Annotated in this window: 6 protein-coding genes and 1 pseudogene; 5 read left to right on the top strand and 2 right to left on the bottom strand. The window is 43.6% G+C overall.

Annotated features, from left to right (window positions below; genetic code table 11):
- Window positions 1-53: 53 nt before the first annotated feature.
- Window positions 54-5,111 (top strand): annotated as a pseudogene (locus tag H6G79_RS04190) (amino acid adenylation domain-containing protein); the annotation flags it as partial.
- Window positions 5,112-5,167: 56 nt separating this feature from the next.
- Here H6G79_RS04190 and H6G79_RS04195 read toward each other — a convergent pair.
- Window positions 5,168-7,816, bottom strand: a complete 2,649-nt coding sequence (locus H6G79_RS04195; RefSeq protein ID WP_191049342.1) for an AMP-binding protein — start codon at window positions 7,814-7,816, stop codon at window positions 5,168-5,170.
- A 623-nt stretch (window positions 7,817-8,439) separates the two neighbouring features.
- Here H6G79_RS04195 and H6G79_RS04200 point away from each other — a divergent pair.
- The 4 genes from H6G79_RS04200 (at window position 8,440) to H6G79_RS04215 (ending at window position 14,236) form a co-directional block, all read left to right on the top strand.
- Window positions 8,440-11,121 (top strand): TonB-dependent siderophore receptor, encoded by a 2,682-nt coding sequence (locus H6G79_RS04200; RefSeq protein ID WP_313933880.1) that lies wholly within the window; start codon window positions 8,440-8,442, stop codon window positions 11,119-11,121.
- Between the two features lie 27 nt (window positions 11,122-11,148).
- Window positions 11,149-12,243 carry an ABC transporter substrate-binding protein gene (locus H6G79_RS04205; RefSeq protein WP_190590661.1) on the top strand — a complete coding sequence of 365 codons (1,095 nt, stop codon included), beginning with the start codon at window positions 11,149-11,151 and terminating at the stop codon, window positions 12,241-12,243.
- 164 nt (window positions 12,244-12,407) lie between these two features.
- The gene (locus H6G79_RS04210; protein ID WP_190590662.1) at window positions 12,408-13,469 is read left to right on the top strand and encodes an iron ABC transporter permease; all 1,062 of its coding nucleotides are present in this window, start codon (window positions 12,408-12,410) and stop codon (window positions 13,467-13,469) included.
- Window positions 13,466-14,236, top strand: a complete 771-nt coding sequence (locus H6G79_RS04215; protein ID WP_190590663.1) for an ABC transporter ATP-binding protein — start codon at window positions 13,466-13,468, stop codon at window positions 14,234-14,236. Before H6G79_RS04210 ends, H6G79_RS04215 begins: the two co-directional genes overlap by 4 nt.
- Window positions 14,237-14,506: 270 nt before the next feature.
- On the opposite strand, the gene H6G79_RS04220 is transcribed toward H6G79_RS04215, so the two are convergent.
- Window positions 14,507-14,929: a GNAT family N-acetyltransferase gene (locus H6G79_RS04220; RefSeq protein WP_190590664.1), complete on the bottom strand. Its 423-nt coding sequence runs from the start codon at window positions 14,927-14,929 to the stop codon at window positions 14,507-14,509.
- Window positions 14,930-15,006 lie beyond the last annotated feature (77 nt).

Consider the following 15,006-nt stretch of genomic DNA (forward strand, 5'->3'; position numbering starts at 1 on the left):
GGCAGAGGGGCAGAGGGGCAGGGGAGAGAGTACCTTCATTCCCCCCTGCTCCCCTGCTCCCCTGCTCCCTTGCAGGGTCTACACAGCAATATTGGGTTGGTGAACTACTAGAGGTTTGTTGGCAAGAAGAAGATGCAGCCACATGGGATGAGGAATTTTTGCGCGATCGCCTCATTAAAGCAGCATACCATCCCTTCAATCTAGAGCAAGATTCTTTGATACGGGTGCGCCTATTTGCTCGCTCACCAACAGAACATATTCTGTTACTTGTTGTTCACCACATCATCGCGGACTTTTGGAGTCTCACCGTCTTAGTCGATGAGTTAGGAACACTGTACCAAGCCCACAAAAATCATACACCTGTGACTCTGCCGCCTTTGGTCTGGCAATACAGCGATTATGTGCGAGAACAGTCTCAAATGCTGGCAAGTCCAGCAGGCGATCGCCACTGGGACTACTGGCAAAAACAGTTATCAGGAGAATTACCTATATTAAATTTGCCCACTGACCGTCCGCGTCCCGTCATACAAACTTATCAAGGCGCGTCCTTGAGCCACAAACTGAGTACAGAATTAACTCAAAAGCTCCAAAATTTCAGCCGCCAACGGGGAGTTACGCTTTACATGACCTTGTTAGCGGCCTTTCAGGTGTTACTTTATCGTTATACAGGTCAAACAGACTTTTTCATAGGTTCCCCCACCACAGGCAGAACTCGAACTGATGCCACAGGAGTGGTAGGGTATTTTGTGAATCCGGTAGTATTGCGTTCACCCCTATCAGAAAATTTCACCTTTGATGAGTTTCTCATTCAAGTACGTTCCTGTGTGTTGGCTGCTCTTGATCATCAAGACTACCCCTTTGCCCGACTAGTTGAGCAACTACAACCAAAACGCGACCCCAGCCGTTCGCCCTTATTTCAAGTGATGTTTGTTCTGCACAAAGCTCACCTACTCAATCAAGAAGGTTTGGCGGCCTTTGCTTTAGGGGAAACAGGCGCAAAGATCACATTAGGAGAATTAGAGCTAGAATCCCTCGCCCTCGAACAGCGAATTGCTCAGTTTGACCTGAACCTTGTCATGGCTGGGGTAGATGACAGCTTATCTGCTTCTTGGCAATACAACACAGACTTATTTGATGCTGGTACTATTGCGCGGATGGCTGGTCATTTTCAAACTTTGCTAGAAAGTATTGTTGCTGACTCACAGCAGCAAATCTCACTCTTACCAATTCTGACGAAATTAGAACAGCAACAATTATTAATCGAGTGGAATACAACCCAAGTCGATTACACCAACCAAACTTGCCTTCATCAACAATTTGAGGCTCAAGTCAAACAGACACCAGATGCAGTGGCGGTAGTCTTTGAAACCGAACAACTCACATACACTGAATTGAATCGACGAGCCAATCAATTAGCTCATTATCTGCAAACTCTGGGAGTAGAACCAGATGTGTTGGTTGGGATATGCCTGGAGCGATCGCTTTTCATGGTAATCAGTCTCTTGGCGACACTCAAAGCCGGGGGCGCTTACCTTCCCCTAGATCCCTCCTATCCCCAAGAACGTCTAGCTTTCATGGTGGAAAATGCCCAAGTTGCCGTATTGCTGACCCAAGAGAAATTCCTGACAGCTTTACCTGTTCAGGGGGCGCAAGTTGTCTTGGTGGACAAAAATCATGAAGTTTGGGCTAGTGAAAAAGTAGACAACCCAGTTAGCCAAGTAACAACTGAGCATTTAGCTTATGTGATTTACACCTCCGGTTCCACTGGCAAACCCAAGGGAGTGATGAACCTTCATAGAGGCATTTGCAATCGTCTATCTTGGATGCAGGAAACTTATCAACTAACAACCGTAGATAAAGTGTTGCAAAAAACACCTTTTAGTTTTGATGTTTCCGTTTGGGAATTCTTTTGGCCTTTAACTACAGGGGCGCGTTTAGTCATCGCCCGTCCAGGAGGACATCAAGATAGCAGCTACTTGGTTGAGATTATTGCCCAGGAACAGATTACCACACTACATTTTGTGCCTTCGATGTTGCAAGTTTTTCTGGAGGAAGCTGATTTAGAAGCTTGTAACTGCTTGAGGCAGGTGATGTGCAGTGGAGAGGCGCTGCCTTTGAAACTGCAAGCAAGATTTTTTGAGCGTTTGGATGCAAACTTACATAATTTATACGGCCCAACGGAAGCTGCGATCGATGTAACATTTTGGGCTTGTGAACGTGAGACTCGTAAACAGACTGTTCCCATTGGTCGCCCCATTGCCAATACGCAAATTTATCTCCTAGATCATCACTTGCAACCAGTACCGATTGGTGTACCAGGAGAATTATATATTGGTGGTGTGGGTTTAGCGCGGGGTTATCTAAATCAACCAGAATTAACAAATATCAAATTTATTCCCAACCCGTTTAACAAGTCAAAATTACAATCAGAACGCCTTTATAAAACTGGGGATTTAGCACGCTACCTCAACGATGGCAACATTGAATACTTAGGACGACTTGACCATCAAGTGAAATTGCGGGGGTTCAGAATTGAACTAGGAGAAATTGAAGCGTTACTCAGTCAACATCCTGCCTTGCAACAAGTTGTGGTTTTGATCAGAGAAATTGAGCAGAAAAAACAGCACCGAGATTTCACCCCAGTGGTTGACGTAGAAAGTTCCTCAGCAATTACTGGTTTGCGTCGCTTACTCAAAGGAGAATCAGCTAATTCTCAGGCAGATTTTAGAAATCAGCAATTAGTTGCTTATTGCGTCACCCGGCATCAACCAGCACCCACCACTAGCGAATTACGTCAATTTTTGTTAGAAAAGCTCCCCGAATACATGCTTCCGGCGGCTTTTGTCTTACTGGATGCCATCCCTTTAACGCCAAATGGCAAGATAGACCGTCAATCTTTACCAATTCCTGGGAAAGTCAGACCTGAATTAGCAAAAGCATTTCTAGCACCCCGCACTTTTATAGAAAAAGCATTAGCAGAAGTTTGGCAAGAGGTGTTGGACATTGAACCGGTGGGGATTCACGACAACTTTTTTGAGTTGGGAGGAGATTCAATTCGCAGCATCCAAGTGCTATCTAGAGCTACTGCAAAAGGTTTAAGTTGCTCCTTAGCGCAGATTTTTCAGTATCAGACAATCGAATCCCTGGCTCAAGCCATTACATTTGTAGAACCAACAGCTTTAGTTACTAACAAAACAGAGCCATTTAGCCTAATTTCCCCCGCAGAACGGCAAAAACTCACCAAAGATATAGCTGATGCTTATCCCTTGGCTAGAGTTCAGGCTGGGGTGATTTTTCACACTCAGTCTCTGCCTGATGAGCCGATGTACCATGATATTTTTCTGTACAATTTGCAAGTTCATCTAGACATTGCGTTGTTTCAACAAGCTCTACAACAGGTTTTAGCTCGTCATGCTATCCTGCGGACATCCTTCGATCTGACTAACTTTAGTGAACCCTTACAGTTAGTACATCAACACGTTACTGCGCCTTTTCAGGTTGAAGACTTGCGTGATTTATCACCACAGCAGCAACAACAAGCACTCGCCACTTGGATAAAAGCTGAAAAACGACGAAATTTTGATTGGTCTTCCCCACCATTGATTCGCTTTTTTATTCATCGCCTCACAGAACAGTCTTTTTATCTCACCTTTAGCTGTCACACTTCTATTCTTGACGGTTGGAGCAAAGCTTGTTTGCTGACGGAATTGCTATATCATTATGATGCTCTGCTCAAGGGTACAAGCAATACCAATGAACCAGCCCCAACCATAGCTTATCGAGATTTTGTAGCTTTAGAGCGTGCAACATTGCGATCGCCCGATGCTCAAGATTTCTGGCGGCAAAAATTAGCAGGTTGTGTCACTACCAGATTAGCCCGTTGGGTAGGACTTCATCACAGCACAACTACCCCGGAAATTGGCTTTTTAGATGTCCCCATCTCCCGTGAACTTTCTGCGAAATTGCAAAAACTCGCCCGGTTAGCAGAAGTTCCCCTGAAAAACGTCTTGTTGGCTGCACATATCAGAGTCATGGGTTTGGTAAGTGGCGAGAGTGATATCCTCACAGGGTTAGAGTCTAATGGGCGCGTGGAAGCAGGTGACGGCGAAAAAACTTTGGGAATCCATTTAAATACCGTTCCCTTGCGTTTGCAACTGACTGGGGGAACTTGGTTAGAGTTGGTGCAGCAGGTTTTTGCAGCCGAAAAAGAGTTATTGCCCTTTAGACGTTATCCTTACGCAGATTTACATCAACTGGTTGGTCGTCAGGCTCTCCAACCCTTAGTAGAGACTGTGTTTAATTACACTAACTTTCATGTGTATGAGAGTCTGCAAAATCTCCAAGATGTAGAAGTTTTAGGGGCGAGGGGTTTTGGTGAAACTCATTTTACCTTGCGGTCGGAATTTAATCTCAATCATGCCTCAAATTGCATCCAACTCGATTTAGAGTGTGATTTGACACAGATAAGTCATGCCCAGTTAGAGACGATTGGCAGTTATTTTCAAGAAACTCTGACGGCAATGTCTACACAGCCCTTAGCACGTTATGAGTCGCAATGTCTTTTGGGCGATCGCCAACGTCAAATTTTACTGGAAGAATGGAATCAGACTGGCAGTAAATACCCTCAAGATTGTTGTATTCATCAATACTTTGAGGCTGTGGTAGCAGAAAATCCTGATGCGATCGCGATCGTGTTTGCAGATGAACAACTCAGCTACCAACAGCTAAATCAGCGAGCTAATGCTTTAGCTCATTACTTGCAGCGTCTAGGAGTAACTGCCGATGTGCCGGTGGCTCTGTGTGTCGAGCGTTCTTTAGAGATGATTGTGGGAATTTTGGCAATTCTCAAAGCCGGAGGAGCCTACGTACCTTTAGACCCCACCTATCCCCAAGAAAACCTTGCTTTTATCTTGGAAGATGCTCAAGTGCCAGTTTTATTAACTCAAGCGCGGCTAATTGAAAAGCTACCTAGCCACACAGCCAAGATTGTTTGCTTAGACTCAGATTGGCAGACAATAGCGCGGGAAAACGTCGCCAATCCCAGCAGTACAAGCACCTTAGACAACCTCGCCTACATTATTTACACATCAGGCTCTACAGGCAAGCCAAAGGGGGTACTCGTTACCCAGCAAAACTTAGCCCATTCCACCTTTGCCCGGATTAGTTATTACCCACAACCCGTTACTAATAGTTCACCAACCCAATATTGCTGTGTAGACCCTGCAAGGGAGCAGGGGAGCAGGGGAGCAGGGGGGAATGAAGGTACTCTCTCCCCTGCCCCTCTGCCCCTCTGCCCCTCTGCCAGCCACCACGCAAAGTTATCTTGGCAGACTACTAGGTGCTTCTGGAATTGTTGTATAGGTTTTCCGTCAATATTTGAGAAAGTCGCCCCCAAAATTGGATGGCGCTCCACTAAACTCTGAAAAGCTTGATGCAATGCCGTAATATCTATCTCACCACGAAGACGCACAGCATTTGCAATGTTGTAAGCCGGACTCTCTGGTGCTAACTGGTGTAAAAAGTACAAAGCCTGTTGACCGTAGGCAAGCGGGTACTCGGTGACAGTCTCACTAACTTGGGCTGGAAGGCTTTTAGAGACAGCAGAAATATCTGTTAACTGGGCAAGTATAACGGTTGCTAGTTGGTTAATACTCGAACCCCCCAGAAAACTAGTCATTGGTAAGACTATACCCAAGTTAGTTTCAATAGTGTGCTGGAGTTCGATCGCCATTAAGGAATCAATTCCCAAGGTGGTCAAGGGTTGCTCTTGATTAATTTGGGAAGAAGCTAGTTTGAGTACCTGAGCTACTTGCTGCTGGAGATAACAGGTTAACTGTAACTGACGCTCTTGCGGCTCTAGTGCCAGAACATCTGTATAAGTCAGACTAGCTCTATTGTCTGTAGTCGGAGATGCTTCTAAAACACTGCTGGCAATACTTTCCCAACTTCCTGCCAAAAAATTAGTCCGACAAGCATGGCGCTGAATTTTACCGCTAGTAGTTTTGGGGATACTACCGGGCTTGAGAAGTAACACTGCATAAACTTGCAGTTCATGTTCCGCTACTACTGCTTGACGGATAGTTCTAATAACTTCTTCTGTTGCCAAGTTCCGCAAGAAACTACGCTTTACTTCTTGAGCAATGATTAATTTTTCTTCGCCGTCAACATCAATAGTGAAGGCTGCACCACCACTAGGTTGTAATGAAGGGTGACTTTGTTCTACCGACCATTCAATGTCTTGGGGATAATGATTCCGACCCCGGATAATAATTAAATCCTTCAGACGACCTGTGACAAACAACTCTCCTGCCTGCAAAAAGCCCAAGTCTCCCGTCCGCAGAAACGGCCCTGCTTGAGTATCTTTCAGGTAGGCTCGGAATGTATATTCTGTTTGCTCTGGTTGATTCCAGTAGCCTTGGGTGACGCTTGGCCCTGCTACCCAAATTTCGCCTACTTCATTAGGTTGGCAACGAGTTAATGTTTCAGGATTAACTATGGCTATCTTTAAATCTTGTAAGACTTGACCGCAACCAACTATAGTCTGTATGCCTAGTTCATGTTCACCAAAAATATCAGGTTCAAAGCCTCGCCCCTTGTGGGTAATTGCTCCCTTGTTCCCCTGTCCCTCAACTTCCCCTGCTCCCCTGCTCAACGGCAGTTGCTCCTGGGGGAAACCCCCAAGACCGCACTGCCTCCCCTGCTCCCCTGCTTTTTCATTGGCTGGAACTATTTGATTTTGTAATAGTGCTTCTGACTGGACTGGTAACAACACAGGTGAAACTAATTTACTACCACCAGTCACAATCAGCGTTGTTTCTGCCATACCGTAGCAAGGATAGAAACTCTCACGCCGGAAGCCACATTCCGCAAAGGTGGCGCTAAACTGCTCTAGGGTTTGTTGCCGAATCGGTTCAGCACCGTTAAAGGCAACTTCCCAACTACTTAAATCCAAGGTAGCCCGTTGTTCAGGGGTAATTTTGCGGACACACAAATCATAAGCAAAATTCGGGCCACCGCTCGTTGTTGCTTGATATTTAGAAATTGCCTGGAGCCAGCGCCAGGGCTTTTGCAAAAATGCCACGGGGGGCATGAGTATACAAGGTATCCCCAAGTATAGGGGCTGGAGGAGATTCCCGACTAAACCCATGTCATGAAACAGGGGCAACCAACCCACGAAAAGGGTGTTTTCTGTGTGCTGCATTGCCTGTTGAATCAAGAGTTCGTTGTGTAGCAAATTCCCATGACTGACCATGACACCTTTAGGTGTACCTGTAGAGCCGGAAGTGTACTGCAAAAAAGCTAGGTCATTGTTATTTATCGATGGTTGTTGCCATGAATTGGTGAGGTCGAGAGGAATGTTATCGGTAGCAAGTAAATATAAAGTTTGTAAATTCTGATATTGGGCGAATTGTGCCTCGATATTGGCAAGAATCGTTTTTGTAGTTAGAGCAATTGTGGCTTGTGCGTCCGCTACCATAGCCTGGAGTCTGGACAAAGATTGGTTTGCCCTGGGTGGATAAGCCGGGACGGCAATTACCCCAGCATATAGACATCCGAAAAACGCCGCAATAAATTCTAAACCAGGGGGGTAGAGCAGTAGTCCACGCTCTCCTTTTTTGACCCCATAACTTTGCAGTCGGGCGGCAATACTTTGAGCTTGACGGTCTAGTTCTTGATAAGTCAAATACGATGCTTCTACCTCTCCATCCAGCAGAAAAGAGTAAGCCTTCTGCTCAGGTTTGAGAATTGCTCTCCAATGGAGAAGTTCAACCAATGAGGTGAATTGCTTCGGTAGTTGCCAAAGGTTTCTGCCCATTCATCCTACTCCATTTATGTAAGTATCTAGGTGGAGCCAAATTTATAGTTGGCGTGAAATGCGATCGCATTTTCAGCTTTTATTGATAGAGAATTTCACCGCATGAGCCAATAGCGGATTTTTTTGAGAAACAAGTTTTTATTTAAGAGTCGAAAACTTAACAGCGCCACCAATTCACACAAATTATGACTGAATTTGACAGCTTGGTAATATTCAAATTTTATCTATCTTTAAGGTTAATAAAAATCTTTATCATTAATTTTATCTGATTGTCAAGCATCTTCCTGTATACCAACAATTTTTATTTAAAATAGGTAGGCTTAGATTTTGATTATGGCTGTAAAATACTTATCAATACAGTCTATAAAAGCTAATTTTTCACTTAGGAATAACAAAAAACGAATAGGACAACTTGTCGAATTTTACAGAACTTATATCAAGTAGATTTTCTAGAGAAAACCGGTATACCATCAAAAAAACAAAAACCTTACCGATAGATGTACCAAATATTTCTATAGAAAAAATTAAATACAGTTATTTTTTTAACAAATAATTGTTTGTTTAAAATCATGAGAGACGTTGGTAATAATTCAGAATTTTGCCAATCAAAATAAATATAAATTTTGCAGTTATTTACTGTAGCAATTGCCAGTAACATTCGATGGCGATCGCGTGTAATCAATTCAGTGTGTCTTAATTTCGTCAATATTGTGGTGTGGAGGAAAATTTTGAAACTAAGACAGATGATCTATCTAGGGATTGTCGGAAGTATTTTTTTGTTGGAGACTCAAGCTGTCAAAGCACAATCAATCGCAAATATTCCCCAACTCAGTGATATTCCACGTCCTCACACCAATGTGAAAGACTGGCTGGCGCAGCAAAATCAACAACCTGAAGTCATACCAGTGACAGGCGTGAGTCTAAACCTGACTGCTAGTGGATTGGAAATTCTCTTAGCAACACCGACATCAGATAAATTACAAACCACCATCAAGAACGAAAACAATAGCTTGATTGCAGATATCCCCAATGCTCAACTGCAATTAACAGGTGATACTTCTTTCCGTCAAGAAAAGCCTGTGGCGGGAATTAAGGAAGTAGTAGTCAGCAATATAGACACCAATACTATCCGAGTCACAGTCACGGGTGAAGAAGGTATCCCGAAAGTCGAGTTAGACGATGATGACACAGGCTTAATTTTTGTTGTCACACCAGTTGTATCCTCCACACCAGCAGCACCAGATACCTCTCAACCTAATACTGAAACAACACCAACTCAACCAGCAGCTGATGTTAAAGAACCGATTGAACTGACGGTGACAGGAGAAAGTGATAGCTATTCAGTACTCGATGCGAGTACTGCAACCAGGACAGATACACCACTGAGAGATATTCCCCAATCAATTCAAGTGATTCCGCGTCAGGTGATTGAAGACCGCAATGTGGTACGTCTTTCGGAATTGGCAGATAATGTCAGTGGCGTACAACCAGAACGGGGATATGGGGGATTATCGTCATTAGGATATCGGGTGCGTGGGTTCCTGACGAATTTTGAAACTTTACGCAACGGTTTTCCTGATTATGGTTATTTCAGCCCGCGAGATGTGGCGAATATCGAGAGGTTGGAAATCCTCAAAGGGCCAGGGGCGGTACTATATGGCGGTAGTCCCACACAGTATGCAGGCGGAAGTGGTGTGGTGAATACAACTACTAAAAAGCCCCTGACAGAACCTTATTACAGCGCGAGTATGACCTATGGAAGTTACAACTTTTTGCGTCCGACTTTAGATATTAGCGGGCCACTGACGGATGACAAATCAGTGCTGTATCGTTTAAACGTCGCTTATGAAAGTTCCGAAAGTTTTCGTGATTTTGTAGAGTATGACAGCTTTTTTATCTCGCCTGTGGTAGAGGTGAAAGTAGGCGATCGCACTAAACTTTCCTTTGAATACGAATACCAAAAATATAACTTTGTTTTTGATAATGGTTTTCCCATTGAGCCAGAAATTCTCCAGCTTCCCCGCAGTCGATTTTTAGGAGAACCCAACTTTGCGAATGGGGAAGTGACATTTAACTCATTAACTTATAGATTAGAACACGACTTTGACGACAACTGGAAATTTCGCCAAGGATTTAATGTTCTCAATTCTACTTTAAGTGATGCAAGACAAGCATCTACTGGTTCTTTACGAGATGACCGTCGCACATTAGACCGTTTTTTCTTCGCTTCCGATGAAGAACACGAAAATATCACTTTCCAAAACGAAATTTCTGGCAAGTTTGCTACTGGTTCGATTCGCCATAATGTACTGTTTGGCGTAGATTTAGCGCGAAATTTATTTAACTACCTGTTCGCTCCAGACAGGGAATTATCAATAGATATTTTTGACCCTCAATATGGTGGAACCCCTACACTGGTCGAGGGAGGTTCCCCCTTTGGACGCAGAGTTGTCTCTGAGAATGTTGGTTTATTCGCTCAGAACTTAATTGAACTGACACCTAATTTCAAAGTTTTATTAGGTGGTCGCTTGGACATTAATGATTACCGTCTTCAAGACCGTGTAAGTGGCGATTTTCTGAATGAACAATCCAATACTCGATTTTCGCCGCGAGTGGGAGTGATATATCAACCAAGCGATACGACTTCCCTGTACTTCAATTGGTCGAATGGTTTTTCTCCGCAGTTTCAAGCCAGAAGTCGCACCAATGAACAGTTTGAACCTCAAACTAGCCAGCAATTTGAAGTGGGGATCAAACAAGATTTTCTCGACAATAAACTTTCTGCAACTTTGGCATTCTTTGACATTACTAGGCAGAATGTGTTGACACCAGACCCAGTAGATGATTTATTCAGTATCCAAACTGGAGAACAACGCAGTAGAGGAATTGAATTAGATATTGCAGGTGAAATATTACCTGGTTGGAAAATCATTGCCAACTATGCTTATATCGATGGCAAAGTGACCGAAGATAATCGGATTCCTGTAGGAGATAGATTATTTGGTGTACCAGAACATAGTGCCGGATTGTGGACAACTTATGAACTGCAAAGTGGTAGTTTGCAGGGGTTAGGATTTGGTGCTGGGTTATATTTTGTGGGCGAACAGGAGGTAGATTTACCAAATACATTTACACTACCAAGTTATTGGCGAGCCGATGCTTCTGTCTTTTATCGACGGCAAAATTATCGATTTGCAGTCAACTTTAAGAATATTTCTAATGTTAAATATTATGAGGTTGATGGTTTTAGTATTGATGCTGCGCCACCATTTACGGTGTTGGGAACAGTTTCAGTTGAGTTCTAATTGCCCAATGACTCATACCAATTCTCTATGAAGAAGCAGTTAATTTTTTTACGTAGACGCGCAAGCGGCTTGCCGCAGGCTACCGCCAAGAACGCCAAGTCAGACAAAAATAATTATTTCGTGCCAGCTTACAGAGAATTGGTATTAGCAGTGTTGACGCTGGGAATAATTTCAGGCTGTTCCAGCAATTTTGCTACCTCAAATGATCCTGACTCGAATGGGAGAAAATATACACCATTCACTCTGAAGAATTGTGATTTGACAATTACTTATAAACAACCACCAAAACGGGCTGTGACCATGATGCAATCGGCGACGGAAGTCATGTTAGCCTTGGGTCTAGAAAAGCGGATGGTGGGTACAGCCTACCTGGATAATCCGATTTTGCCAGAGTATCAACAGGCATATTCCCAAATTCCGGTATTAGCACCAAAGTACCCATCGCGGGAAGTTTTTTTGGCAGTCGAGCCGGATTTTGTCTTTTCTAATGAGGAAAGTGCTTTTGCCAAAGAAGTAATTGGCTCACAATCAGAGTTACTTAAACTAGGTATTTCTTCTTATTTGTTGCCCATTGAATGCGATCGCCCAGAACTCAGACCTGAGCGCGTAACGATGGAAAATTTATATCAACAAATTCGGGAAATTGGGCAGATTTTTGCAGTAGAACAACGAGCAGAAAAGTTAATTGGAGAATTGCGATCGCAACTCGCAGCCACCCAACAAAAGCTAGGGAAGGTGACAACCAAAAAGCGGATTTTTTGGTACGATTCTGAAGACCCTCCCCTAACTGTTTCTAATTGGGGAATGCCTAATCATATTATTGAATTAGCTGGGGGAGAAAATATCTTTAAAGATATCCAAGAAAAAAAAGCATGGGTAACAGTTAATTGGGAAGATGTGATTGCACGTCAACCAGATGTAATTGTGCTGATTGATGCTAACTGGTCATCGGCCGAAGAAAAGCGTAAATTACTCAAATCTCATCCTGTTTACTCTCAGTTAAAAGCAGTGCAGCAGGATAAATTTATTGTCATCGGTTTTAGCTACACCATGCCAGGAATTAGGAATGTTGCAGGGGTGAGAAAATTAGCCGAGGCTTTGTATCCAGAAAATTTTCAATGAGTAGGGGAGATGAGGGGACAAGGGGGACAAGGGGGGCGAGGGGGCGAGGGAGACAAGGGGGACAAGGGAGACAAGGGGGACAAGGTAGATAAGTCTGTAATATGACCAATCACAAATGACGAATGACCAATGACCAATCACAAATGACCAATCACAAATGACCAATGACTAATCTGATACCAAAGCAATTGCGAAAAAACAAGCAGCAACGCTACAAGCTGCTCATGGTAGCAATGGTTGTGATATTGTTGGTGTCTGTAACTTTGGCGGTGATGATTGGGCCTGTGCCGATTCCGCCTTTGCGAGTATGGCAGATAGCTTTATCCCAAGTGTTTCCCCAGGTGACAGGAGACTGGACGCAAGCACAAGTACAAATTGTCTGGCTGATCCGCTTTCCCCGTGTGCTGTTGGCTTTTTTTGTGGGTGCTGGACTATCGGTGGTTGGTGTGATTATGCAAGCACTGGTACGTAACCCGTTAGCTGACCCATTTATTCTCGGTATTTCCTCTGGCGCGTCCGTTGGTGCTGTTTTAGTCATTTTATTTGGGATTTTCTCATTTTTTGGTGTATATGCCTTATCTGTTGGGGCTTTTCTCGGTGCGCTGTTGGCATTTTTTGTGGTGTTTTTTTTAGCACGACGACAGAGAAACCTCTCCTCTACCCGCTTAATTTTAGTTGGTGTAGCAGTATCCTCTTTATTTGAGGCGGTAACAAGTTTTTTGGCGATTAAAGCGGGAAGTGGAGAAGCGACAAGACGAGTGTTATTTTGGCTATTGGGAGGACTTTCGGGAACAACTTGGACAGACTTAATTCTGCCTGTGCTGGCTTTGGTCTGGGGAATTTGGTATTTATTACTTCAGACGCGATCGCTCAATGCACTTCTCATCGGTGAAGAAACAGCACGGACTTTAGGAACTGACACCGATAGTTTCCGGAAACAGTTATTTTTTGTTACTTCCCTATTGACAGGTGTCATAGTTGCTGTAAGTGGTGTCATTGGCTTTGTTGGGCTAATGATTCCTCACAGTGTGCGTTTCCTTGTCGGTTCAGATCATCGCCGGGTGTTACCTGTGAGTCTTTTGCTGGGCGGCATTTTCCTCATTTGGGCAGATGTCCTAGCACGTACCATTGTCGCTCCAGAGGAACTACCGATTGGGATTGTGACTGCACTTTTCGGCGCTCCTTTTTTCATTTGGTTGATGCAAGGTAAAGGGGATGGAAAATGAATTTAGAGGTGAAACACCTATGTTGGAGTATTGAGGGAAAACAGATTTTGCATGACATTCATCTGCAAGTGTCATCGGGTGAGTTAGTAGGGCTGATTGGCCCTAATGGTAGTGGTAAATCAAGTTTGCTCAGATGTCTCTATCGTGTCCTGAAGCCAGATAGGGGGGTGATAACTCTCAACGGTAAGAATATCTGGCATTTGAGTACCCGTGAAATGGCACAAACTACAGCAGTTGTTTTGCAAGAGACATCTGCTGATTTTGACTTTACAGTTGCAGAAATGGTACTAATGGGGCGTAATCCCCATCAAGGTTTGTTTGACCGCGAGACAAAAAAAGACCACTTGATAGTTTTGAATGCTTTAATGCAGGTGGGAATGAATGACTTTGCAGAACGTAGTTTTATTTCCCTTTCTGGTGGAGAAAAACAGCGTGTATTAATTGCACGCGCCATCGCTCAACAAGCACAGTTTTTAATTTTGGATGAGCCGACTAATCACCTGGATATTCGCTATCAATTAGAACTTTTGGAACTGGTGAAGGGTTTGGGGGTGACGGCAATTGCAGCGTTGCATGATTTGAATTTGGCTGCTAGTTATTGCGATCGCATTTATGTTGTTCATCATGGCACAATCACAGCAGTCGGAACGCCCCAAGATTTATTACAACCTAGTTTAATTTGGGAAGTGTTTGGTGTGGGTTCAACCGTAGAAACCAACCCAAAGAATGGGAAGTTACACATCAGCTTTTTCTTAGATACAAAATAATACCATTTTGGATTTTAGATTTTGCGAAAAGTTGCGTGGGCGGGTTCCCCGACTTGAGCAAACTTTTCAAGACAGATTTTGGATTGGGTAAGGGTTGAACGGTAAGCTTTTGAGCCATCAATCTGTCGCAATCATTTTTTAATTTGGTATAAGTCAGTGTGAAAAAACAAAACTAAGTTAAAAAAAAGTCAACAAGCCTACCATCCTTTTCCCTCCCACCTCGCTTTCAAGCTAGGAAGCAAGAGTTTAAAATTCTTACTAGTAATGGCTTTAGAGCTTTTTTGCTAAAAAATATCGCTGATGACCGGGGGGAAAATCCTCTAAAATACCAAAGATTTGATAACCGAGACGTTGGTAAAAACCCAAGGCTTGAAAACTAAAGGTATCTAAGTATGCGTTGCCACAACCGCGTTGTTTAGCTAATTTTTCTGCCTCTAGCATCATTTTGCTGCCATATCCTTGACCGCGCAGTGTTTCGGATACCCAAAGATGCGAAATATACAGCCATTCCCAATTTGTTTTACCAACTAATCCAGCCACAATTGTACTGTCAGCATCTCGCACCCAAATAGCTAAAGGCTCGTATACATCTGGCTGTGTCTGACTGTTGTTATATTCCACCAGATGGCTGATGACAGTACGAATATCTTTTGCATCGGGTTGATGATCGATTGTAATTTTTAGATCACTCATCTGCGTCATTCGTACTAAATGGCGCTAGAATAACACGGAATCGCACTGCCGTAACTTTGGTCTTTCCGAGTCAAGCC

The sequence above is a fragment of the Anabaena sp. FACHB-83 genome (assembly GCF_014697485.1).
Classification (GTDB): domain Bacteria; phylum Cyanobacteriota; class Cyanobacteriia; order Cyanobacteriales; family Nostocaceae; genus Nostoc_B.

Coding starts and splice junctions, on each gene's coding strand:
- H6G79_RS04195 (WP_191049342.1), bottom strand. CDS start 7,816: ATGGGCAGAAACCTTTGGCAACTACCGAAGCAATTCACCTCATTGGTT.
- H6G79_RS04215 (WP_190590663.1), top strand. CDS start 13,466: ATGAATTTAGAGGTGAAACACCTATGTTGGAGTATTGAGGGAAAACAG.
- H6G79_RS04210 (WP_190590662.1), top strand. CDS start 12,408: ATGACTAATCTGATACCAAAGCAATTGCGAAAAAACAAGCAGCAACGC.
- H6G79_RS04205 (WP_190590661.1), top strand. CDS start 11,149: ATGAAGAAGCAGTTAATTTTTTTACGTAGACGCGCAAGCGGCTTGCCG.
- H6G79_RS04220 (WP_190590664.1), bottom strand. CDS start 14,929: ATGAGTGATCTAAAAATTACAATCGATCATCAACCCGATGCAAAAGAT.